The organism is Bacillus cereus group sp. MS39, from assembly GCF_040448665.1.
In the GTDB taxonomy this organism is placed as follows: Bacteria; Bacillota; Bacilli; order Bacillales; family Bacillaceae_G; genus Bacillus_A; species Bacillus_A wiedmannii.
In genome coordinates this window covers 5,240,001-5,260,063 of the sequence record NZ_CP123058.1, presented here as the reverse complement: position 1 = coordinate 5,260,063, position 20,063 = coordinate 5,240,001, and the positions used below count along the sequence as shown (strand labels likewise).

The following is a 20,063-nucleotide window of genomic DNA, read 5'->3' as shown; positions in this document are numbered from 1 at the left end:
ATGGGTCAAAAGGTTAATCCAATTGGTCTTCGTGTCGGCGTTATCCGTGACTGGGAATCTCGTTGGTTCGCAGAGAAAGATTATGCTACATTACTACATGAAGACATCAAAATCCGTGAGTACATTACTGTACGCTTAAAAGATTCTGCTGTTGCTAAAGTAGAAATCGAACGTGCAGCAAATCGTGTAAATGTTACAATTCACACTGCAAAACCTGGTATGGTAATTGGTAAAGGTGGTACTGAAGTTGAAGCACTTCGTAAAGCTCTTAACCAATTAACAGGCAAGCGTGTACACATCAACATTTTAGAAGTTAAGAGAGCTGATCTTAACGCTAAATTAGTAGGCGAAAACATCGCTCGTCAATTAGAAAACCGTGTATCATTCCGTCGTGCACAAAAGCAAGTTATTCAACGTGCTATGCGTGCAGGTGCTAAAGGTATTAAAACACAGGTTTCTGGTCGTCTTGGCGGAGCTGATATCGCTCGTGCAGAATCTTACAGTGAAGGAACTGTTCCACTTCATACACTTCGCGCTGATATTGACTATGCAGCAGTTGAAGCTGATACAACATACGGTAAATTAGGCGTAAAAGTATGGATCTACCGTGGAGAAGTCCTTCCTACAAAAAAGAAAGCTTCTGAGGAAGGAGGAAAATAATATGTTAATGCCAAAACGCGTAAAATATCGTAGAGAGCATCGTGGTAAAATGCGTGGTCGTGCAAAAGGTGGAACTGAAATTGCTTTCGGTGAATTCGGTTTACAAGCACAAGCTGCTTCATGGATTACAAACCGTCAAATCGAAGCTGCTCGTCGTGCAATGACTCGTTACATGAAACGTGGCGGTAAAGTATGGATTAAAATTTTCCCTTCTAAACCTTACACTGCAAAACCTCTAGAAGTACGTATGGGTTCCGGTAAAGGGGCACCAGAAGGCTGGGTAGCAGTAGTAAAACCTGGGAAAATTATGTTCGAAATCGCGGGTGTATCTGAAGAGGTAGCACGCGAAGCATTACGTCTTGCAGCTCACAAGTTACCTGTGAAATGTAAATTCGTAAAACGTGAAGAAAATGGTGGTGAATCTAATGAAAACTAATGATATTCGTGAATTAACCACTGCCGAAATCGAAACAAAAGTTAAAGCTTTAAAGGAAGAATTGTTCAATCTTCGCTTCCAACTTGCTACAGGACAATTAGAGAATCCAACTCGCATTCGTGAAGTGCGTAAAGCAATTGCTCGTATGAAAACTGTAGTTCGTGAAAGAGAGATCGGAATTAATCGATAAATTGAGGGGAGGTTTGCATAGTGAGCGAACGTAACCAACGCAAAGTTTATACTGGTCGTGTTGTGTCTGACAAAATGGACAAAACGATTACAGTTTTAGTTGAAACTTACAAAACTCATTCCTTGTACGGAAAACGTGTTAAGTATTCTAAGAAGTACAAAGCCCATGATGAGCAAAACCAAGCGAAACTTGGCGATATCGTTAAAATCATGGAAACTCGCCCGCTTTCTGCTACTAAGCGTTTCCGTTTAGTTGAAATCGTTGAAGAAGCGGTTATTATCTAAATAGACGAATCGGAATTTTTAGTCCGAAGGGAGGTTTCATAACATGATCCAACAAGAATCTCGTTTGAAAGTTGCTGACAACTCTGGTGCACGTGAACTTTTAACAATTAAAGTATTAGGCGGCTCTGGTCGTAAATATGCTAACATTGGTGACATTATCGTTGCTACGGTAAAACAAGCAACACCAGGTGGCGTTGTTAAAAAAGGTGACGTTGTTAAAGCAGTAGTGGTACGTACGAAGAGCGGAGCTCGTCGTCCGGACGGTTCTTATATCAAATTTGATGAAAACGCAGCGGTTATCATCAAAGACGATAAGAGCCCACGTGGTACTCGTATCTTCGGACCAGTAGCTCGTGAATTACGTGATAGCAACTTCATGAAGATCGTTTCTTTAGCTCCAGAAGTTCTATAATTTAAGGTATTGCCTTGCTAAGGAGGTGCAGAATTAAGATGCATGTAAAAAAAGGTGATAAAGTACAGGTAATCACTGGAAAAGACAAAGGAAAACAAGGCGTTATCCTTGTGGCTTTCCCAAAGCAAAACCGTGTTATCGTTGAGGGTGTTAACATCGTTAAAAAACACTCTAAGCCATCTCAATTAAATCCACAAGGTGGAATTATTACTAAAGAAGCACCTATTCACGTTTCTAACGTTATGGTTTTAGATCCGAAAACAGGTGAACCTACTCGCGTAGGCTTCAAAGTAGAAGATGGTAAAAAAGTTCGTATTGCAAAAAAATCTGGTGAATTATTAGATAAATAATTTTCTTAAGAAAGGAGGTCACTTCATTGAATCGCCTTAAAGAGAAGTTCCAAAAGGAAATTACTCCTGCTCTAGTGAGCAAGTTTAACTATAAATCTGTGATGGAAGTACCGAAAATCGAAAAGATCGTAATCAACACTGGTGTTGGTGACGCGGTATCTAACTCAAAAGCTTTAGACAATGCAGTAGAAGAATTAACACAAATCGCAGGTCAAAAACCTGTTGTAACTCGTGCTAAAAAATCAATCGCTGGTTTCCGTCTTCGTGAAGGTATGCCAATCGGTGCGAAAGTAACTTTACGCGGCGAGCAAATGTATGAGTTCTTCGACAAATTAGTATCAGTTTCTTTACCACGTGTACGTGATTTCCGTGGTGTTTCTAAGAAATCATTCGATGGTCGTGGGAACTACACATTAGGTGTTAAAGAGCAACTTATCTTCCCTGAGATTGATTATGATAAAGTAAGCAAAGTCCGCGGTATGGACATCGTAATCGTTACTACAGCGAAAACTGATGAAGAAGCTCGTGAACTTTTAACACAATTCGGTATGCCATTCCAAAAATAATGGAAACCAACGCTAAGTAGAGGAGGCGAAAACGTGGCTAAAAAATCTATGATAGCGAAACAAAAGCGTACTCCTAAGTTTAAAGTACAAGAGTATACACGTTGCGAACGCTGCGGTCGTCCGCATTCTGTATACCGCAAATTTAAGCTTTGCCGTATTTGTTTCCGTGAACTTGCATATAAAGGTCAAATTCCTGGTGTTAAAAAAGCTAGTTGGTAAAACCCACAAATGGGAAGGAGGTAAAACACATGGTGATGACAGATCCAATTGCAGACATGCTTACTCGCATCCGTAATGCGAACATGGTACGTCATGAGAAATTAGAGGTTCCTGCTTCTAAAATCAAAAAAGAGATCGCTGAACTTTTAAAACGTGAAGGTTTCATTCGTGATGTAGAATACATCGAGGATAACAAACAAGGTATCCTTCGTATTTTCCTGAAATATGGTGCAAACAATGAACGTGTAATCACTGGATTAAAACGTATCAGTAAACCTGGCTTACGCGTTTACGCTAAAGCTGATGAAGTACCACGTGTACTTAACGGATTAGGTATCGCTCTTGTTTCTACATCTAAGGGAGTAATGACAGACAAAGACGCTCGTCAATTACAAACTGGTGGAGAAGTAGTAGCATACGTTTGGTAATATATATTTAAAACGAACGGAGGTGTGACCACATGTCTCGTATTGGTAAAAAGATTCTTGAAATCCCTGCAGGTGTTACTATTACAATTGCAGAAGACAATACTGTAGCAGTAAAAGGCCCTAAAGGTGAATTAACTCGTAAATTCAATGCTGATATGTCTATCAAAATTGAAGAAAATACACTAACAGTTGAGCGTCCATCTGAACAGAAGGAACACCGTGCATTACACGGTACAACTCGTGCTTTAATCGGAAACATGGTTGAAGGTGTAACTACAGGTTTCGCACGCGGACTTGAATTAGTCGGTGTTGGTTACCGTGCTCAAAAACAAGGAGATAAACTTGTATTAAGCGTAGGTTATTCTCATCCAGTAGAAATGACTCCGGAAGCAGGTCTTGAAGTTGAAGTACCTGTACCAACTAAAATCGTAATCAAAGGTATCGACAAGCAACGTGTTGGCGAATTTGCTGCTAACATCCGTGCTGTACGTGCTCCTGAGCCTTATAAAGGTAAAGGTATTCGTTACGAAGGCGAAGTTGTTCGTCGTAAAGAAGGTAAAACTGCTAAGTAAACCCGTTAGGTGAGAGAAAGGAGTGACAAGAATGATCACTAAAGCTGATAAAAATGCGACTCGTAAGAAAAGACATGCACGTGTACGTGCTAAACTTACTGGTACTGCAGAACGTCCACGTTTAAACGTGTTCCGTTCTAACCAACATATTTACGCTCAAGTTATTGATGATGTAAATGGTGTAACGTTAGTAAGTGCATCTACTCTTGATAAAGACCTTGCTCTTAACGGTACTAGCAATACTGAAGCTGCTACGAAAGTAGGAGAATCAGTTGCTAAGCGTGCTGTAGAGAAAGGCGTTAAAGAAGTAGTATTCGATCGCGGTGGTTACTTATACCATGGCCGTGTTAAAGCTCTAGCTGAGGCTGCTCGTGAGGCTGGATTACAATTTTAATGGTCAAAGGAGGGAAAATTGATGCATCGCATTGACCCAAGTAAATTAGAACTTGAAGAACGTGTAGTTACGATAAATCGTGTCGCGAAAGTTGTTAAGGGTGGTCGTCGTTTCCGCTTTGCTGCACTAGTTGTAGTTGGCGATAAAAACGGTCATGTTGGATTCGGTACTGGTAAAGCACAAGAGGTACCAGACGCAATCCGCAAAGCTATCGAAGACGCTAAGAAAAACTTAATCGCTGTACCATTAGTTGGTACAACAATTCCACACACAATCAACGGTCATTTTGGAGCTGGTGAAGTATTCTTAAAACCTGCTGCTGAAGGTACTGGTGTTATTGCTGGTGGACCTGTTCGTGCGGTACTTGAATTAGCTGGTGTACAAGATATTCTTTCGAAATCTCTTGGTTCTAACACACCAATCAACATGATTCGCGCTACTGTGAACGGATTAAGCGAACTTAAGCGCGCTGAAGATGTTGCAAAATTACGCGGTAAATCTGTAGAAGAGCTACTAGGTTAAGGAGGGAAAACAAATGGCGAAAAAGTTAGAAATTACCCTCACTCGTAGTGTAATTGGTCGTCCACAAGATCAACGTGCGACGGTAGAAGCTTTAGGTCTTAAAAAGTTGAATTCAACTGTAGTTAAGGAAGAAACTCCTGCTATTCTTGGTATGATCAACAAAGTTTCTCACCTTATAACTGTAACAGAAGCTTAAGGATAACTCATTAATATAAGGAGGTGCCTGGGAATGAAACTTCATGAATTAAAACCTGCAGAAGGTTCTCGTAAAGTACGTAACCGTGTCGGTCGTGGTATCGGTTCTGGTAACGGTAAAACTGCTGGTAAAGGTCATAAAGGACAAAACGCACGTTCTGGTGGCGGTGTTCGTCTTGGCTTCGAAGGTGGTCAAACTCCATTATTCCGTCGTTTACCAAAACGCGGCTTCACAAACATTAACCGTAAAGAGTTTACTATTGTAAACTTATCAACGTTAAATCGTTTTGAAGATGGTACAGAAGTAACACCTGAATTATTGCTGGAAACTGGCGTTATCAGCAAGTTAAACGACGGTGTTAAAATTCTTGCAAGCGGCGCAGTAGAGAAAAAATTAACTGTTAAAGCGCACAAGTTCTCTTCAAGTGCTAAAGAAGCAATTGAAGCAGCTGGCGGATCAGTTGAGGTGATCTAATGTTTCGTACAATCTCCAACTTTATGCGCGTTGCTGAGATAAGACGTAAAATATTATTCACTTTAGCGATGTTAATCGTATTCAGGATTGGCACGTTTATCCCAGTGCCATTTACAAATGGAGACGTACTGAAAGCACAAGATCAATTAAATGCCTTAGGTATCCTAAATACATTTGGCGGTGGCGCCTTGAAAAACTTCTCCATCTTCGCGATGGGAATCATGCCGTATATTACAGCATCCATCATCGTGCAATTATTGCAGATGGATGTTGTTCCTAAATTTTCGGAATGGTCGAAGCAAGGTGAAATGGGCCGTCGTAAACTAACGCAATTCACGCGTTACTTTACAATTGTTCTTGCGTTTATTCAGGGGTTTGGTATGTCAATCGGTTTTAACGGTATGGTAGGTGGGCAATTAATTTTGAATCCTGGTTGGAGCACTTATTTATACATTGCTACGGTACTGACTGCTGGTACTGCATTTTTAATGTGGTTAGGTGAACAGATTACAGCTAAAGGTGTAGGTAATGGTATTTCCATCCTTATCTTTGGCGGTATTGCCGCAGCGATCCCAAGTGTTATATCTCAAGTGTATCAACAACAGTTTCAAAATATCGGAGATCAATTGTTCATGAGTATCGTTAAAGTTGCATTGATCTTACTAGCTGTGCTAGCGGTTATTGTTGGTGTTATTTTCATTCAACAGGCTGTTAGAAAGATCCCAATTCAATATGCGAAGCGTGTAACAGGAGGGAATGGGAATCATGCTGGAGCACAAAACACACATTTACCGCTTAAGGTAAATAGTGCGGGTGTTATTCCAGTCATTTTTGCTGTTTCATTCTTAATTACGCCTCCAACTATTGCACAGTTCTTCCCGAATCATGATGTATCGCAGTGGATCATTGCAAACTTTAACTATTCTCACCCAGTGGGAATGATCATATATGTTGCGCTCATTGTAGCCTTCACATATTTCTATGCGTTTGTTCAGGTTAATCCAGAGCAAATGTCAGAGAATCTAAACAAACAAGGTGGATATGTTCCAGGTATTCGTCCGGGTAAGAATACGGAACAATATCTAACAAAAATCTTGTATCGTTTGACCTTTGTAGGATCAATTTTCCTAGCAGCGATTGCAATCTTACCAGTTATCTTTACGAAATTGGGAAATCTTCCTCCATCTGCACAGATTGGTGGAACGAGTATGTTAATCGTTGTCGGCGTTGCTTTAGAAACAATGAAGCAGCTAGAAAGTCAACTGGTAAAACGCCATTACAAAGGGTTTATCAAGCAATGAGTAAGTGGGAAGAATTGTCTTCCCTACATGCTCATGTACTCTGAGGGGGAACAAGGATGAACTTAATTTTAATGGGGCTTCCTGGTGCTGGTAAAGGTACACAAGCCGAACAGATTGTTGCCAAGTATAACATCCCTCACATTTCAACAGGAGATATGTTCCGTGCAGCTATGAAGGCTGAAACTGAAATGGGTCTACAAGCAAAATCTTTTATTGATAAAGGTGCACTTGTTCCAGATGAAGTTACAATCGGAATCGTTCGTGAACGTTTAAGTCAAGAAGACTGCGTAAGAGGTTTCTTACTAGACGGTTTCCCACGAACTGTTGCACAAGCATCAGCTCTTGAAGAGATTATGAAAGATCTTGGTAAAAAAATCGACTATGTTTTAAACATTAATGTGGATTCAGGGTTGTTATTAACACGCCTTACAGGCCGTCGCATTTGTAAAGAGTGCGGTGCGACTTACCACTTAGAATTCAATCCACCAGCAAAAGCTGATGTGTGCGATAAATGTGGTGGCGAATTATATCAACGCTCTGATGACAATGAAGAAACTGTGGCAAATCGTTTAGATGTAAATATTAAGCAAACAAAACCTTTGCTTGATTTCTACGAGGAGCTTGGTTACTTACAAAGCATTAATGGTGAGCAAGATATCAATAAAGTATTTGCTGATATCGATGTTCTCATCGGAGGCTTAGCGTAATGATCATCTGCAAAACTCCTCGCGAGATAGAAATCATGCGAGAAGCTGGCAGGATCGTTGCTTTAACTCATCAAGAGTTGAAACAGCATATTACTCCAGGAATTACAACGAAAGAGCTCGATCAAATAGCGGAAAAGACGATTCAAAAATATGGTGCTACGCCATCTTTTAAAGGATACAACGGATTTCCGGGGAGCATATGTGCTTCTGTAAATGAAGAGCTTGTACACGGAATTCCAGGGAAGCGCAAGCTCGAAGAGGGCGATATCATCAGTATCGATATTGGTGCGAAATACAATGGGTACCATGGAGATTCTGCATGGACGTATCCAGTTGGAAACATTTCTGAATCTGTTCAAAAGCTACTTGATGTCACAGAAAAATCGTTGTATCTTGGTCTAGAACAAGTAAAACCAGGCGAAAGATTATCAAATATCTCACATGCGGTTCAAACCCATGCTGAAGAGAATGGGTTCTCGATCGTTAGGGAGTATGTTGGTCACGGAATCGGGCAAGACTTACATGAGGACCCTCAAATCCCGCACTATGGTCCACCAAATAGAGGCCCTAGATTAAAGCCGGGAATGGTCATCTGTGTTGAGCCGATGGTGAATCAAGGAAGACGATATGTAAAAACACTATCTGATGACTGGACAGTGGTAACGGTAGATGGTAAATGGTGTGCACACTTTGAGCACACGATTGCTCTTACAGAAGCAGGATACGAAATCCTTACCACTTTATAAGTAGCTGGCTCTCCGGGATTTCAGAGCAGTGTAAAATGTTACTGATTTGAAGAAGGGAGAACTATTGAATGGCTAAAGATGATGTAATTGAAGTCGAAGGTACCGTTCTTGAAACGTTGCCAAATGCTATGTTCAAAGTAGAATTAGAGAATGGGCATGTCGTATTGGCTCACGTTTCTGGTAAAATCCGTATGAACTTCATTCGTATTTTACCAGGAGACAAAGTTACGGTAGAATTATCTCCGTACGATTTAAATCGTGGTCGTATTACGTACCGTTTTAAATAATATAGCACTCCGTAATCTTTAAGGAGGTTCGAGACATGAAAGTAAGACCGTCAGTTAAACCAATCTGCGAAAAATGTAAAGTTATTCGTAGACGTGGAAAAGTAATGGTTATTTGTGAAAACCCTAAACATAAACAAAAACAAGGTTAATCAGAAGGAGGTGCATTCAGAATGGCACGTATCGCAGGTGTAGATATTCCTCGAGACAAACGCGTTGTTATTTCTTTAACTTACGTATTCGGCATTGGTCGCACAACTGCTGAAAAAATTCTAACTGAAGCTGGTATTTCTTCAGAAACACGAGTTCGTGATTTAACGGAAGACGAACTAGGACGTATCCGTGATATCATCGATCGTATTAAAGTTGAGGGAGACCTTCGTCGTGAAGTATCTCTTAACATTAAACGTCTAATGGAGATCGGTTCTTACCGTGGTCTTCGTCACCGTCGTGGTTTACCAGTTCGTGGTCAAAACTCTAAAAACAATGCTCGTACACGTAAAGGTCCACGTCGTACAGTAGCAAATAAAAAGAAATAATAAGTAAAGGAGGTTGAACTAACAATGGCACGTAAAACAAACACTCGTAAAAAACGTGTGAAAAAGAATATTGAAGCTGGTATAGCTCATATTCGTTCTACTTTCAACAACACAATCGTAACACTTACAGATACTCATGGTAACGCACTTTCTTGGTCTAGTGCTGGTGCACTTGGTTTCCGTGGATCTCGTAAGTCTACTCCATTCGCTGCGCAAATGGCTGCTGAAGCTGCTGCTAAAGTTGCAATGGAGCACGGTTTAAAAACTTTAGAGGTTACTGTTAAAGGTCCTGGTGCTGGTCGTGAAGCTGCAATTCGTGCTCTTCAAGCTGCAGGTCTAGAAGTAACAGCAATTAGAGATGTTACTCCAGTTCCTCATAATGGATGTCGTCCACCAAAACGTCGTCGTGTGTAATTTTTCTGTATAGAATTTTCCCTTTTGTCTATAATGGATATGATGCATTATCGAGAAATTTCGTACAGAAACATCGCTTGTTGTGCACAATCGGGAACTGCCTAAGGGGGACTTTCGGTTAGACAGGGGGTATCCCTTTGTTTAACCGGGGTTTCGACGTTTTGAAGGAGGGTTTAGTTAATGATTGAAATCGAAAAGCCGAAAATCGAAACGGTTGAACTTAACGAAGATGCTAAATATGGTAAATTCGTAATTGAACCGCTTGAGCGTGGATATGGTACTACTTTGGGTAACTCCTTACGTCGTATTCTTTTATCCTCACTCCCTGGTGCCGCTGTTACTGCTATCCAAATCGATGGCGTATTACATGAATTTTCAACAGTTGAGGGCGTAGTAGAAGACGTTACGACGATCATCTTAAACTTGAAAAAGTTAGCTCTTAAAATCTACTCTGAAGAAGAGAAGACGTTGGAAATTGATGTGCAGGGCGAAGGTATTGTCACAGCTGCTGATATTACTCACGATAGTGATGTAGAAATCTTAAATCCAGATTTACACATTGCAACGTTAGCAAAAAATGCGCATTTCCGCATGCGTTTAACTGCAAAGCGTGGCCGTGGGTATACGCCAGCTGATGCAAATAAAAGCGAAGATCAACCAATAGGAGTAATTCCTATTGATTCTATTTATACTCCAGTATCACGTGTGACTTACCAAGTGGAAAAGACACGTGTCGGACAAGTGGCTAATTATGATAAGCTTACGCTTGATGTATGGACGGATGGAAGCATCGGGCCAAAAGAAGCTATCTCTTTAGGTGCCAAAATCTTAACTGAGCATTTAAATATCTTTGTTGGTTTAACTGATGAAGCACAAAATGCTGAGATTATGGTCGAGAAGGAAGAAGATCAAAAAGAGAAAGTTCTTGAGATGACTATCGAAGAACTAGATCTTTCTGTTCGTTCTTATAATTGCCTAAAACGTGCAGGAATTAATACTGTACAAGAGCTTGCGAACAAAACAGAAGAAGATATGATGAAAGTTCGTAACTTAGGACGTAAATCCTTAGAAGAAGTTAAACATAAACTTGAGGAATTAGGTTTAGGTTTACGTAAAGACGACTGAGGATTTAAACCCATCAACAAAGGAGGGAACTACGAATGGCATACAGAAAATTAGGCCGTACAAGTGCGCAACGTAAAGCTATGTTACGTGATTTAGCTACTGATTTAATTATCAACGAGCGCATCCAAACGACAGAAACTCGTGCAAAAGAACTTCGTTCTGTAGTGGAAAAAATGATCACTTTAGGTAAACGCGGAGATCTTCACGCTCGTCGTCAAGCAGCAGCTTTCATTCGCAATGAAGTAGCTAACGCTGAGACTGGTCAAGATGCACTTCAAAAATTATTCGCTGATGTAGCTCCACGCTATGCTGAGCGCCAAGGCGGATACACTCGTATTGCAAAAATTGGTCCACGTCGCGGAGACGCAGCACCAATGGTAATTATCGAGTTAGTATAATGATAATTAAAAGGGCAGGACAGTTCTTTTCAAGAAACTGGTCATGGCCCTTTTTTTTAAATATAAAAATAGGCTAACTTGGCGAAGGAAAGGGTGCCTTGTATTGAAAAAAGAGAAACTTCGGACAGAGAATATATCATTTCAATATCCTGGGGCAGCCACTTATGCATTAAAAGATGTTTCATTTTCCTTGTATGAGGGAGAATGGGTATCTGTTATTGGACAAAATGGTTCAGGGAAGTCTACACTTGCAAAATTATTGAATGGTTTGTTTTTGCCGGAAGCAGGGACTATTACAGTAAATGATACAATGGTTTTATCAGAGGAAACGGTATGGGATGTTCGAAAACAAATTGGGATGGTATTTCAAAATCCAGATAATCAATTTGTTGGAACGACAGTGCAAGACGACGTTGTTTTTGGCTTAGAGAATATCGGAATGCCAAGAGAGAAAATGGTAGAAAGATTAGATCAGGCCCTCAAACTTGTCCGTATGGAAGAATTTCTTAATGATGAACCTCATTCGTTATCTGGTGGGCAAAAGCAGCGAGTGGCAATAGCAGGCGTTTTAGCACTTCAGCCATCTATTTTGATATTAGATGAAGCAACGTCAATGCTAGATCCTCAAGGGAGACGTGAAGTAGTAGAAACGGTTAGACAACTTGTTAATCAAAAAGGTATTACCGTGTTATCAATTACGCACGATTTAGAAGAAGCGGCGCAATCAGACCGTGTCATTATTTTAAATAAGGGAGAAATATTAGAGGAAGGGACTCCAAAGCAAATATTCAAGTCCTCTCATATGCTCCAAGAAATTGGATTAGATGTACCATTTTCAGTGAAAATAGCAGAATTATTAAAAAGAAATGAAATTCTCTTGCAAAATACGCATCTTACAATGGAAAGCTTGGTGAACGAACTTTGGAGATTACATTCCAAAAAGTAGAACATCGTTATCAATATAAAACTCCATTTGAAAGACGCGCACTTTATGATGTAGACGTGTCGTTTCCAAGTGGGGGCTATTATGCCATTATCGGTCATACTGGTTCAGGTAAGTCGACGATGATTCAACATTTAAATGGTTTATTGCAGCCGACGAATGGCACAGTTCAAATTGGTGAACATTTCATTTCGGCAGGAAAAAAAGAAAAAAAGCTAAAGCCACTACGTAAAAAGGTAGGGGTTGTCTTTCAATTCCCAGAACATCAGTTGTTTGAAGAGACTGTGGAGAAGGATATTTGTTTCGGCCCTACTAATTTTGGGGTATCTGTAGAAGAAGCGAAGCAAAAGGCAAGAGAGGCAATTGAACTTGTAGGGTTAGAGCCAGAACTGTTAACACGTTCACCGTTTGAGTTAAGTGGTGGGCAAATGAGGCGTGTTGCGATAGCGGGTGTATTGGCGATGGAACCCGAAGTGCTTGTATTAGATGAACCTACAGCAGGACTAGATCCAAAAGGGCAGAATGAACTTATGGAGATGTTTTATAAGCTGCATAAGGAAAAAGGTCTTACAGTTATCCTAGTAACACATAATATGGAGGATGCTGCTAAGTATGCGGAGCAGATTGTAGTCATGCATAAAGGAACGGTCTTTTTGCAAGGAAGTGCAGAGGAAGTATTTTCACATGCTGATGAACTAGAGAAAATTGGCGTGGATCTTCCTATGTCTTTAAAGTATAAACGTGCAATTGAAGAGAAGTTTGGCATTTCAATCCCAAAGGCTACCTTATCTTTAGAGGATCTTACTCATGAAGTTGTGCAGGTGTTACGAAAAGGTGGTCATGAATCATGCAGCAGTTGATTATTGGAAGATATATTCCAGGGAAGTCTCTTATTCATCAACTTGATCCACGTACGAAGCTGCTGATTGTCTTTTTATATGTATTTGTTGTTTTCTTAGCAAATAATGCGATTTCATATGGATTTTTATTTTTATATGCACTCATTGCTTTATTTTTTGCAAAAGTGCCGATTCGTTATGTACTTTCGGGCTTAAAACCAATTCTATGGATTTTTCTTTTTACATTTTTCCTGCATATTTTTACAAATAAAGAAGGGGAAGTACTATTCCAGCTTGGTTGGTTTTCGATACATGAAAAAGGATTAGAGCAAGGGATATACATTTCTATACGATTCTTCGTTATTATTTTAATGACGACATTATTAACGTTAACGACGACACCTATTGAGATTACAGATGGTTTGGAGACGTTATTAAAGCCGTTGAAACGTATAAAAGTTCCTGTTCATGAAATCGCATTAATGATGTCAATTTCACTTCGTTTTATTCCGACATTAATGGATGAAACAAGTAAAATAATGAAGGCACAAGCTTCACGTGGTATTGATTTCGCAGGAGGACCGATAAAAGATAGGATAAAAGCTATTATCTCACTACTCGTTCCTCTATTTATCAGTGCTTTTAAGCGTGCTGAGGACTTAGCAATTGCTATGGAAGCACGTGGGTATCAAAATGGCGAAGGACGTACTAAATTTAGGCAACTACGCTGGAAAACAAGCGATACAGTAACGATTATAAGCTTACTTTGTTTAGCTTGTATTTTGGCATGGGTGCGATCGTAATGGAGAATAGAGAAATGGATAGAATAAAATGTACGGTTGCATATGATGGCATGCATTTTTGTGGTTATCAAATTCAGCCGCAGCATCGTACTGTTCAACAAGAGATTGAGAAAGCTTTGCAGAAATTGCATAAAGGAGAACTTGTTCGTGTTCAGGCATCGGGCAGAACGGATTCTACTGTTCACGCTAAAGGACAAGTCATACACTTTGATACACCGTTGTCTCTTGAAGAGTGGCAATGGAGTAATGCATTAAACACAATGTTGCCAGATGATATTGTTATCAGACAGGTAGAGAAAAAAACAGAAGAATTTCATGCGCGTTACGGTGTCGAGAGAAAAGAATATCGTTATCGTGTATTATTATCAAAGACTGCGGATGTATTCCGTAGAAATTACGTATATCAATATCCATATCCGCTCGAAATAAGCTCTATAAGAAAAGCGATTCCTTATTTTATTGGAACGCATGATTTCACTTCTTTTTGTTCGGCAAAAACTGACAAAAAAGATAAAGTGCGAACGATTTATGAAATTGAGTTAATTGAGCAAGGCGATGAATTAATTTTTCGTTTTGTAGGTAATGGATTTTTATATAATATGGTCAGAATTATTGTTGGTACGTTACTTAGCGTAGGGCAAGGAAAGCTTGATCCTGATAGCATTTCAGAGATTTTAGCGAAACAAAATCGTCAGTTTGCTGGAAAGATGGCTCCAGGTCATGGACTTTACTTATGGCAGGTAAACTATAACAACTAATCCTGGTGTAACATTTGCTTGACATTAGAAACTCAAAAGTATATCATAACATATGGTATTGTTTCTAAAACCACGATTAGCCCCGGAAGGAAATCGTGTTTAAGATAAACAATAGATTTTTTCTATGGAAAAGATAACGAGGAGGGAAACACATGCGTACGACTTTTATGGCAAAAGCTAACGAAGTTGAGCGTAAATGGTATGTGGTTGATGCTGAAGGTCAAACTTTAGGTCGCCTATCTACTGAAGTAGCATCTATTTTACGCGGTAAAAACAAACCTACATTTACACCACACGTTGACACGGGTGATCATGTAATTATTATTAACGCTGAAAAAATTCATTTAACAGGTAATAAATTAAACGATAAAATTTACTACCGTCACACTAACCACCCAGGTGGACTTAAACAAAGAACAGCTCTAGAAATGCGTACAAACTACCCTGTACAAATGTTAGAGCTTGCAATTAAAGGGATGCTTCCAAAAGGACGTTTAGGACGTCAAGTATCTAAGAAATTAAACGTGTATGCTGGAGCAGAGCATCCACACCAAGCACAAAAACCAGAAGTTTACGAACTTCGCGGATAATCAATTAAAGGAGGGCTTACTTTGGCACAGGTTCAATACTATGGCACTGGACGTCGTAAGAGTTCAGTAGCGCGCGTACGCCTAGTTCCAGGCGAAGGACGCGTTATCATTAACGGTCGTGATTTTGAAAACTATATCCCATTTGCTGCATTACGTGAAGTAGTGAAACAACCTCTAGTTGCAACAGAAACTTTAGGTAACTACGATGTACTTGTAAACGTAAATGGTGGTGGATACACTGGTCAAGCTGGTGCTATTCGTCACGGTATTTCTCGCGCTTTATTAAAAGCTGATCCAGAATACCGTCTAACACTAAAACGTGCAGGTCTATTAACTCGTGACGCACGTATGAAAGAGCGTAAAAAATACGGTCTTAAAGGCGCACGTCGTGCACCTCAGTTCTCAAAACGTTAATTTTTGCGAACTACAAACCCCAACCATTTTGGTTGGGGTTTTTTTATGTTTCATTCCTCTTTTGTAATTTTTGTAGTTTGGAATATTTTAGTGCTATTCTCTCGCGTATGCTTCTTCTTTAGAAGTTTAGACTAATACGTATTAGGGAGGTTTATAAGTGCTATGAATGTCATTGTCAGCTTACAAGAAAAACAAAAAGAAAAGCAGTTGAAATATGAACGGAAGATGCTGCGAGAATTATCATTAAAAACATTACGTTCAAATATTAGGGATGCCTTTCAGATGCAGGAACTTCATCGTCAGTATGAAGATTACTGTATTGAATTAGGGATAGAATCGTATTTATTAGGAGCGAGATACAGTAAGTTTGGTTATTATGGTGAATCATTCTTTGATGTAAAATATAGAGCCTTAGAAGAAGAGCAACAATTAACGGAAACACTATTTCAATTTTTAACGAGCATGACTATGCGGGAAATTAAGTTACAAGATGAGGAATTACTTTTTGAATCTTGCCAGCAGTTTATCGGCTTATGGTGGCAGGAAGGATATGAAAAAGGTGAAAGAAGATATCGATTAAAGCTTCATTAAGACAAGCATAAACTTTCCTCTTGTCCCATATAAGTAATTAGAGGGACTAGCTGGAGGAGGAAAGGTATGAAGAGAATTCGAATTATCTCTTTTGCACTCGCTGCGGTTGTTTTGTTTTTTTTAGTTAAACAAGAATTTCAAATTACAAAATCGTGGCGAGCTTGGAATTTACCCTTGTCGGGGAAAGTGATTGTATTGGATGCTGGGCATGGTGGGCCAGACGGAGGGGCTGTTGGTGGAAAAGATATTATAGAAAAAGATATTACGCTTGAGATTACAAAGAAGGTACAAGATTATTTACAAGAACAAGGTGCACTAGTTATTTTAACACGTGAGGGAGATTATGATTTAGCTCAGAAAGATACAAAATCATATAGTAGACGTAAAGCAGAGGATTTAAAAAAGCGTGTAGAGATTATTAATAAGCCTGATGTAGACTTTTTTGCGAGTATTCATTTAAATGCTTTAACTAGCAGTGGATCGAAAGGCGCACAAACGTTCTACTACCGTTCTTCGGTTGAAAATGAACGTGCTGCGAAATTTATACAAGCTGAATTGAGAACGAGTTTAGAGAATACGAATCGTTCTGCTAAAACAATTTCTCATGTGTATTTATTAAAGTATGCGAAAACACCAGGTGCTTTAATTGAAGCTGGCTTTTTATCGAATGTAAACGAAAGGTATATGTTAAATTCGGAGAAATATCAGCAAAAGGTAGCGGCTGCAGTATATCGTGGTATATTACGTTATTTCACGGAAAAAGGGAATCCTCCAGAATAAGGAGGATTTTTTGAGTTTCTCTCGTTAACGAAGTTTTCCGAAAATATGTTATACTGGAAATGTAAACGCATTTATTTCAAAAATAAAGAGAGATAAATTTAATTAACATTACGTTATTTTTCATACAGGGGGCTGGGCTAACAATGGTAACGAAAGAGCAAGTAGTGGAAGCGTTAGAAGGGATTGTAGATCCGTTTTTACATAAAACGTTAAAAGAAACAGGTGCAATTAAAGAGGTAACAGTTAAGCCTGAGAAGGAACATGTAAGTGTTAAAATTGCAATTGTAAAAACCGGTACAGCGGAACAAATGCAATTGCAATCTGGAATTGTAAAGTTAGTAAAAGAACTAGGGGCAGCAACAGTAGGGCTTCGCTTTGCAGAATTTACAGAAGAGGAATTAGCTCAGTTTGCACCGGAACAGGAAGAAGAGCAAACTGAATCTTTATTGTCACCAAATTCAAAAACAACATTTTTAGCAGTGGCGAGTGGAAAAGGTGGAGTCGGAAAATCAACAGTTTCTGTTAACCTTGCCATTGCTTTAGCTCGTTTAGGTAAAAAGGTTGGTATCATTGATGCTGATATTTATGGTTTTAGCGTACCGGATATGATGGGGATAGAAAAACGTCCTGTTGTAAGAGGAGATAGAATCATTCCAGTGGAGCGTCTAGGTGTAAAGGTAATTTCAATGGGATTCTTTGTAGAAGATAATGCACCGGTTATTTGGAGAGGCCCTATGCTTGGGAAAATGTTAAATCACTTCTTTACAGAAGTAGAGTGGGGCGATTTAGACTATTTAGTTTTAGATTTACCACCGGGTACAGGTGATGTTGCGCTAGACTTACATTCAATGTTGCCAGCTTGTAAAGAGATTATTGTAACAACGCCACATCCAACAGCGGCATTTGTGGCAGCGCGTGCTGGAGCCATGGCTTTACGTACAGAACATAGTATTCTTGGTGTTGTTGAAAATATGGCGTATTTTGAAAGTAAAACAACTGGTGAAAAAGAATATGTGTTTGGAAGAGGTGGAGGAGATAAATTAGCTACAGAACTTCAAACAGAAGTACTTGGCCGAATCCCGCTTCAACAACCTGATTGGAATAAAGATGACTTTGCGCCTTCAGTATATGAAGATACACATACGACGGGTCTTATTTATCGTACGATAGCTGAGACAGTAATTGATAAAATAGCTGTCACACAAAAATAAAATAATAATGAGTGGACGATACATATATTGTCCACTCATTATTATAATTATTATTTTTACTGTTGCTCCTTTTTACCGTCTTGGGAACCACCTTCACCGCCTGCTTCTTTTTTATCAGATCCACTTTTTTCGGCCTTTTGTACACCTTTACTAATAATATCAATCATCTTAGCTTGGAAGAGTGGGCTTTCAGCAGTTTCTGTTAGTACTTGTTGTAAATATTGGCGGTATTCTTTGCTCTTCATTGTTTGTAACATCATTTTTTCTACTTCAGGATTTTTCATAATTTCTATAACGCCTGCTTGGTATTCAGGGTCTTTTAGTAATGTTTTCATTAAGGTTGTTTGTTCTTTTCCCATACTTTTAGCGAATTTCGATGAGAACTCAGGGTCTTTAAAGAGCTTTTCCCAGAATTGTTGCCCTTTGTCGGATACCATTGCATCTTCAATCGTTTTCTTTACTACTGTTTCATCTAGTATGAGTGCTTGTTTCATTTTTTCATCAGTTAACACATCTTGAATGGCTTTCTTACCTTGATCGGTTTTTAAAATATCAACAATCATTTTCTTCGTTTGATCGTAATCAAGTTCGGACTTTGCTTCTTTTCCTTGTGCACATGCTACAAGTACAAGAAATAGAAAAGAAGAAGTCAAAACGAGCAGCATCCGTTTCATAAGTTGGAACTCCTTTCAACACAGTTCTCTCTTTTTAATATAAATATCTTTAAGGAATTTATACATGAACATGGCTAGCTTTTTGAAATTGTCATTGATACAATTTAATTAGAAATATAAGGATAATGGGGGATGTGTTGTGAATAGCCGCAAGTGGGTACGACTGTTTTTTACGACGTTGTTTCTTGGTGGGATTAGCACGGTCATTATTGGATTTGTTTTGGAGTGGGACAAGTACGTTAAATTTTTTCAAAATTTCGACGGAAAGGAGATTTTAGCAGTTTCCTTCTGGTTGATGGGTGTAGGATTTATTTTTAGTGTTATAAGTCAAATGGGGTTCTTTGCCTATTTAACAATCCATCGTTTTGGACTGGGGATGTTTAGGTCACCTTCTTTATGGAATGCAGTCCAGCTCTTCTTTATTGCATTCGTTTTATTTGATTTCGTGTATTTAAGATCCATATTGATTGCAAATGGGGAAGTTTCGTTAGGGAATAACATACTTGTTGCAGGTGTATTATTTATGTTTGGGGCGATTGTTGCTTACATAAAAAGTAAAGAAACGAATAGAAAGGCATTTGTGCCCGCTTTGTTCTTTATGGTTGTTGTAACAATTCTTGAGTGGGTACCAGCGCTTCGTATTAATGACACAGATTGGTTGTATTTAATGGTGATACCACTTTTATTATGTAATGCATATCAGTTACTTATATTACATCGTTTAATTGGAAAGGTGAGTAAGTCGGCTTAAGTAAGAGAGATTTTTGAGTTTTTATGCAGGGTGGTTGTACGAATATAAATATCGGGATGAAAAAAGCTCTACTACCTTCATGATAGGTAGTAGAGCTTTTTATGTGTGAAGGCACGAGGGAAAAGAATTACCTTACATCTTTACTTTTTGTACTTGTGTTAGAAATAAGTTGTGATACCGATATTTGCTCATATCCGTCACTCTTTAATTTTTGCAGAAGCAGTGGTAAAGCTTTATTTGTTTGAAGGGCAGAATCGGATGCATGTAATAAGACGATATCTCCACCTTTTAAATTAGTAGAGACATTGGAAACGATATTGTTTACACCTGGGTTTTTCCAGTCGTTTGAGTTATTACTCCAATGGACGATGGTGTATCCGAGTGATTCTGCTATTTTAAGTGTTGCTTTGTTAAAGTCTCCACTAGGTGGACGTAATAGTTTGACTTGTTTCACACCAAGTTTTGTAAAAACATCTTGTGCTCGTAAAAGAT

At 39.1% G+C, this 20,063-nt stretch carries 35 protein-coding genes (1 of these 35 only partly in view); 33 read left to right on the top strand and 2 right to left on the bottom strand.

The window, feature by feature from the left end; translation table 11 throughout:
- The 32 genes from rpsC (at position 1) to QEP67_RS27065 (ending at position 18,146) form a co-directional block, all read left to right on the top strand.
- Positions 1-660, top strand: coding sequence for a 30S ribosomal protein S3 (gene rpsC, locus QEP67_RS27220; protein ID WP_000529958.1), 660 nt, complete (start codon positions 1-3; stop codon positions 658-660).
- A gap of 1 nt (position 661) precedes the next feature.
- A complete protein-coding gene (gene rplP / locus QEP67_RS27215; protein ID WP_000928969.1) occupies positions 662-1,096 on the top strand; it encodes a 50S ribosomal protein L16 in 435 nt (144 codons plus the stop codon).
- Positions 1,086-1,286: a 50S ribosomal protein L29 gene (gene rpmC, locus QEP67_RS27210; protein WP_000855718.1), complete on the top strand. Its 201-nt coding sequence runs from the start codon at positions 1,086-1,088 to the stop codon at positions 1,284-1,286. The genes rplP and rpmC overlap by 11 nt, the downstream gene beginning before the upstream one ends.
- Positions 1,287-1,306: 20 nt before the next feature.
- Positions 1,307-1,570, top strand: a complete 264-nt coding sequence (gene rpsQ / locus QEP67_RS27205) for a 30S ribosomal protein S17 (RefSeq protein ID WP_000004106.1) — start codon at positions 1,307-1,309, stop codon at positions 1,568-1,570.
- 43 nt (positions 1,571-1,613) lie between these two features.
- Positions 1,614-1,982 carry a 50S ribosomal protein L14 gene (gene rplN, locus QEP67_RS27200; RefSeq protein ID WP_000615912.1) on the top strand — a complete coding sequence of 123 codons (369 nt, stop codon included), beginning with the start codon at positions 1,614-1,616 and terminating at the stop codon, positions 1,980-1,982.
- A gap of 38 nt (positions 1,983-2,020) precedes the next feature.
- Positions 2,021-2,332 (top strand): 50S ribosomal protein L24, encoded by a 312-nt coding sequence (gene rplX, locus QEP67_RS27195; protein ID WP_000558201.1) that lies wholly within the window; start codon positions 2,021-2,023, stop codon positions 2,330-2,332.
- 26 nt (positions 2,333-2,358) lie between these two features.
- Positions 2,359-2,898, top strand: coding sequence for a 50S ribosomal protein L5 (gene rplE / locus QEP67_RS27190; protein ID WP_001080829.1), 540 nt, complete (start codon positions 2,359-2,361; stop codon positions 2,896-2,898).
- 33 nt (positions 2,899-2,931) lie between these two features.
- Entirely contained in the window at positions 2,932-3,117 is a 186-nt protein-coding gene (gene rpsN, locus QEP67_RS27185) for a 30S ribosomal protein S14 (RefSeq protein ID WP_001085700.1), read from the top strand.
- A gap of 29 nt (positions 3,118-3,146) precedes the next feature.
- The gene (gene rpsH, locus QEP67_RS27180; RefSeq protein WP_000245511.1) at positions 3,147-3,545 is read left to right on the top strand and encodes a 30S ribosomal protein S8; all 399 of its coding nucleotides are present in this window, start codon (positions 3,147-3,149) and stop codon (positions 3,543-3,545) included.
- Between the two features lie 32 nt (positions 3,546-3,577).
- On the top strand, positions 3,578-4,117 hold the full coding sequence (gene rplF / locus QEP67_RS27175; protein ID WP_000086550.1) for a 50S ribosomal protein L6: 540 nt from the start codon (positions 3,578-3,580) through the stop codon (positions 4,115-4,117).
- Positions 4,118-4,148: 31 nt separating this feature from the next.
- A complete protein-coding gene (rplR, locus tag QEP67_RS27170) occupies positions 4,149-4,511 on the top strand; it encodes a 50S ribosomal protein L18 (RefSeq protein ID WP_000628818.1) in 363 nt (120 codons plus the stop codon).
- 21 nt (positions 4,512-4,532) lie between these two features.
- A complete protein-coding gene (gene rpsE / locus QEP67_RS27165) occupies positions 4,533-5,033 on the top strand; it encodes a 30S ribosomal protein S5 (protein ID WP_000554646.1) in 501 nt (166 codons plus the stop codon).
- A 13-nt stretch (positions 5,034-5,046) separates the two neighbouring features.
- Positions 5,047-5,229, top strand: coding sequence for a 50S ribosomal protein L30 (rpmD, locus tag QEP67_RS27160; protein ID WP_001085232.1), 183 nt, complete (start codon positions 5,047-5,049; stop codon positions 5,227-5,229).
- A 33-nt stretch (positions 5,230-5,262) separates the two neighbouring features.
- The gene (rplO, locus tag QEP67_RS27155) at positions 5,263-5,703 is read left to right on the top strand and encodes a 50S ribosomal protein L15 (RefSeq protein WP_000766083.1); all 441 of its coding nucleotides are present in this window, start codon (positions 5,263-5,265) and stop codon (positions 5,701-5,703) included.
- Positions 5,703-7,004 (top strand): preprotein translocase subunit SecY, encoded by a 1,302-nt coding sequence (gene secY / locus QEP67_RS27150; protein ID WP_000490119.1) that lies wholly within the window; start codon positions 5,703-5,705, stop codon positions 7,002-7,004. Before rplO ends, secY begins: the two co-directional genes overlap by 1 nt.
- Before the next feature lie 56 nt (positions 7,005-7,060).
- Positions 7,061-7,711 (top strand): adenylate kinase, encoded by a 651-nt coding sequence (locus QEP67_RS27145; RefSeq protein ID WP_001048998.1) that lies wholly within the window; start codon positions 7,061-7,063, stop codon positions 7,709-7,711.
- Complete coding sequence (gene map / locus QEP67_RS27140; RefSeq protein ID WP_000582534.1) at positions 7,711-8,457, top strand: type I methionyl aminopeptidase; 747 nt, start codon at positions 7,711-7,713, stop codon at positions 8,455-8,457. The genes QEP67_RS27145 and map overlap by 1 nt, the downstream gene beginning before the upstream one ends.
- A 68-nt stretch (positions 8,458-8,525) precedes the next feature.
- Positions 8,526-8,744, top strand: a complete 219-nt coding sequence (infA, locus tag QEP67_RS27135) for a translation initiation factor IF-1 (protein ID WP_001029884.1) — start codon at positions 8,526-8,528, stop codon at positions 8,742-8,744.
- A gap of 35 nt (positions 8,745-8,779) precedes the next feature.
- The gene (rpmJ, locus tag QEP67_RS27130) at positions 8,780-8,893 is read left to right on the top strand and encodes a 50S ribosomal protein L36 (RefSeq protein WP_000868344.1); all 114 of its coding nucleotides are present in this window, start codon (positions 8,780-8,782) and stop codon (positions 8,891-8,893) included.
- Positions 8,894-8,914: 21 nt separating this feature from the next.
- A complete protein-coding gene (gene rpsM / locus QEP67_RS27125) occupies positions 8,915-9,280 on the top strand; it encodes a 30S ribosomal protein S13 (RefSeq protein WP_000090790.1) in 366 nt (121 codons plus the stop codon).
- 24 nt (positions 9,281-9,304) lie between these two features.
- Positions 9,305-9,694 (top strand): 30S ribosomal protein S11, encoded by a 390-nt coding sequence (gene rpsK, locus QEP67_RS27120; RefSeq protein WP_000101797.1) that lies wholly within the window; start codon positions 9,305-9,307, stop codon positions 9,692-9,694.
- Positions 9,695-9,874: 180 nt separating this feature from the next.
- The gene (locus QEP67_RS27115) at positions 9,875-10,819 is read left to right on the top strand and encodes a DNA-directed RNA polymerase subunit alpha (RefSeq protein WP_000569644.1); all 945 of its coding nucleotides are present in this window, start codon (positions 9,875-9,877) and stop codon (positions 10,817-10,819) included.
- 35 nt (positions 10,820-10,854) lie between these two features.
- Complete coding sequence (gene rplQ / locus QEP67_RS27110; RefSeq protein ID WP_000331490.1) at positions 10,855-11,217, top strand: 50S ribosomal protein L17; 363 nt, start codon at positions 10,855-10,857, stop codon at positions 11,215-11,217.
- A gap of 103 nt (positions 11,218-11,320) precedes the next feature.
- On the top strand, positions 11,321-12,163 hold the full coding sequence (locus QEP67_RS27105) for an energy-coupling factor ABC transporter ATP-binding protein (protein ID WP_000711781.1): 843 nt from the start codon (positions 11,321-11,323) through the stop codon (positions 12,161-12,163).
- Complete coding sequence (locus tag QEP67_RS27100; protein ID WP_000406519.1) at positions 12,139-13,020, top strand: energy-coupling factor ABC transporter ATP-binding protein; 882 nt, start codon at positions 12,139-12,141, stop codon at positions 13,018-13,020. Before QEP67_RS27105 ends, QEP67_RS27100 begins: the two co-directional genes overlap by 25 nt.
- Positions 13,008-13,802, top strand: coding sequence for an energy-coupling factor transporter transmembrane protein EcfT (locus QEP67_RS27095; RefSeq protein ID WP_001186519.1), 795 nt, complete (start codon positions 13,008-13,010; stop codon positions 13,800-13,802). Before QEP67_RS27100 ends, QEP67_RS27095 begins: the two co-directional genes overlap by 13 nt.
- A 14-nt stretch (positions 13,803-13,816) precedes the next feature.
- Positions 13,817-14,560 carry a tRNA pseudouridine(38-40) synthase TruA gene (gene truA / locus QEP67_RS27090; protein ID WP_002109135.1) on the top strand — a complete coding sequence of 248 codons (744 nt, stop codon included), beginning with the start codon at positions 13,817-13,819 and terminating at the stop codon, positions 14,558-14,560.
- Positions 14,561-14,712: 152 nt separating this feature from the next.
- Positions 14,713-15,150, top strand: a complete 438-nt coding sequence (gene rplM / locus QEP67_RS27085) for a 50S ribosomal protein L13 (protein WP_001260795.1) — start codon at positions 14,713-14,715, stop codon at positions 15,148-15,150.
- A gap of 21 nt (positions 15,151-15,171) precedes the next feature.
- A complete protein-coding gene (rpsI, locus tag QEP67_RS27080; RefSeq protein ID WP_000079986.1) occupies positions 15,172-15,564 on the top strand; it encodes a 30S ribosomal protein S9 in 393 nt (130 codons plus the stop codon).
- A gap of 162 nt (positions 15,565-15,726) precedes the next feature.
- Entirely contained in the window at positions 15,727-16,155 is a 429-nt protein-coding gene (locus QEP67_RS27075; RefSeq protein ID WP_001101006.1) for a YbaK family protein, read from the top strand.
- 66 nt (positions 16,156-16,221) lie between these two features.
- Positions 16,222-16,935, top strand: a complete 714-nt coding sequence (gene cwlD / locus QEP67_RS27070) for an N-acetylmuramoyl-L-alanine amidase CwlD (protein ID WP_000822446.1) — start codon at positions 16,222-16,224, stop codon at positions 16,933-16,935.
- A gap of 143 nt (positions 16,936-17,078) precedes the next feature.
- Positions 17,079-18,146 carry an Mrp/NBP35 family ATP-binding protein gene (locus tag QEP67_RS27065; protein ID WP_000256610.1) on the top strand — a complete coding sequence of 356 codons (1,068 nt, stop codon included), beginning with the start codon at positions 17,079-17,081 and terminating at the stop codon, positions 18,144-18,146.
- 56 nt (positions 18,147-18,202) lie between these two features.
- Here QEP67_RS27065 and gerD read toward each other — a convergent pair whose 3' ends face one another.
- On the bottom strand, positions 18,203-18,820 hold the full coding sequence (gerD, locus tag QEP67_RS27060; RefSeq protein WP_000827523.1) for a spore germination protein GerD: 618 nt from the start codon (positions 18,818-18,820) through the stop codon (positions 18,203-18,205).
- Between the two features lie 139 nt (positions 18,821-18,959).
- On the opposite strand from gerD, the gene kbaA reads away from it, so the two are divergent.
- On the top strand, positions 18,960-19,571 hold the full coding sequence (gene kbaA / locus QEP67_RS27055) for a KinB signaling pathway activation protein KbaA (protein WP_001088513.1): 612 nt from the start codon (positions 18,960-18,962) through the stop codon (positions 19,569-19,571).
- 127 nt (positions 19,572-19,698) lie between these two features.
- Here kbaA and pdaB read toward each other — a convergent pair whose 3' ends face one another.
- A protein-coding gene (pdaB, locus tag QEP67_RS27050; RefSeq protein WP_000464699.1) for a polysaccharide deacetylase family sporulation protein PdaB crosses the window boundary here: on the bottom strand, positions 19,699-20,063 show its end. It continues 400 nt past the right edge of the window; only the last 365 of its 765 coding nucleotides appear in the window; its start codon lies beyond the right edge, outside the window — the gene reads right to left on this strand; it ends in the stop codon at positions 19,699-19,701.

Excerpts from the sequence above, each read along its gene's own strand:
- rpmC (WP_000855718.1), top strand. The coding sequence starts at position 1,086 with ATGAAAACTAATGATATTCGTGAATTAACCACTGCCGAAATCGAAACA.
- gerD (WP_000827523.1), bottom strand. The coding sequence starts at position 18,820 with ATGAAACGGATGCTGCTCGTTTTGACTTCTTCTTTTCTATTTCTTGTA.
- QEP67_RS27065 (WP_000256610.1), top strand. The coding sequence starts at position 17,079 with ATGGTAACGAAAGAGCAAGTAGTGGAAGCGTTAGAAGGGATTGTAGAT.
- rplF (WP_000086550.1), top strand. The coding sequence starts at position 3,578 with ATGTCTCGTATTGGTAAAAAGATTCTTGAAATCCCTGCAGGTGTTACT.
- QEP67_RS27075 (WP_001101006.1), top strand. The coding sequence starts at position 15,727 with ATGAATGTCATTGTCAGCTTACAAGAAAAACAAAAAGAAAAGCAGTTG.
- infA (WP_001029884.1), top strand. The coding sequence starts at position 8,526 with ATGGCTAAAGATGATGTAATTGAAGTCGAAGGTACCGTTCTTGAAACG.
- rplX (WP_000558201.1), top strand. The coding sequence starts at position 2,021 with ATGCATGTAAAAAAAGGTGATAAAGTACAGGTAATCACTGGAAAAGAC.
- rpmJ (WP_000868344.1), top strand. The coding sequence starts at position 8,780 with ATGAAAGTAAGACCGTCAGTTAAACCAATCTGCGAAAAATGTAAAGTT.
- rpsH (WP_000245511.1), top strand. The coding sequence starts at position 3,147 with ATGGTGATGACAGATCCAATTGCAGACATGCTTACTCGCATCCGTAAT.
- secY (WP_000490119.1), top strand. The coding sequence starts at position 5,703 with ATGTTTCGTACAATCTCCAACTTTATGCGCGTTGCTGAGATAAGACGT.
- QEP67_RS27095 (WP_001186519.1), top strand. The coding sequence starts at position 13,008 with ATGCAGCAGTTGATTATTGGAAGATATATTCCAGGGAAGTCTCTTATT.
- rpmD (WP_001085232.1), top strand. The coding sequence starts at position 5,047 with ATGGCGAAAAAGTTAGAAATTACCCTCACTCGTAGTGTAATTGGTCGT.
- rplN (WP_000615912.1), top strand. The coding sequence starts at position 1,614 with ATGATCCAACAAGAATCTCGTTTGAAAGTTGCTGACAACTCTGGTGCA.
- truA (WP_002109135.1), top strand. The coding sequence starts at position 13,817 with ATGGATAGAATAAAATGTACGGTTGCATATGATGGCATGCATTTTTGT.
- rplP (WP_000928969.1), top strand. The coding sequence starts at position 662 with ATGTTAATGCCAAAACGCGTAAAATATCGTAGAGAGCATCGTGGTAAA.
- rplR (WP_000628818.1), top strand. The coding sequence starts at position 4,149 with ATGATCACTAAAGCTGATAAAAATGCGACTCGTAAGAAAAGACATGCA.
- rpsC (WP_000529958.1), top strand. The coding sequence starts at position 1 with ATGGGTCAAAAGGTTAATCCAATTGGTCTTCGTGTCGGCGTTATCCGT.
- cwlD (WP_000822446.1), top strand. The coding sequence starts at position 16,222 with ATGAAGAGAATTCGAATTATCTCTTTTGCACTCGCTGCGGTTGTTTTG.
- rplO (WP_000766083.1), top strand. The coding sequence starts at position 5,263 with ATGAAACTTCATGAATTAAAACCTGCAGAAGGTTCTCGTAAAGTACGT.
- rpsK (WP_000101797.1), top strand. The coding sequence starts at position 9,305 with ATGGCACGTAAAACAAACACTCGTAAAAAACGTGTGAAAAAGAATATT.
- rplQ (WP_000331490.1), top strand. The coding sequence starts at position 10,855 with ATGGCATACAGAAAATTAGGCCGTACAAGTGCGCAACGTAAAGCTATG.
- QEP67_RS27115 (WP_000569644.1), top strand. The coding sequence starts at position 9,875 with ATGATTGAAATCGAAAAGCCGAAAATCGAAACGGTTGAACTTAACGAA.
- rpsE (WP_000554646.1), top strand. The coding sequence starts at position 4,533 with ATGCATCGCATTGACCCAAGTAAATTAGAACTTGAAGAACGTGTAGTT.
- map (WP_000582534.1), top strand. The coding sequence starts at position 7,711 with ATGATCATCTGCAAAACTCCTCGCGAGATAGAAATCATGCGAGAAGCT.
- rplM (WP_001260795.1), top strand. The coding sequence starts at position 14,713 with ATGCGTACGACTTTTATGGCAAAAGCTAACGAAGTTGAGCGTAAATGG.
- rpsM (WP_000090790.1), top strand. The coding sequence starts at position 8,915 with ATGGCACGTATCGCAGGTGTAGATATTCCTCGAGACAAACGCGTTGTT.
- QEP67_RS27145 (WP_001048998.1), top strand. The coding sequence starts at position 7,061 with ATGAACTTAATTTTAATGGGGCTTCCTGGTGCTGGTAAAGGTACACAA.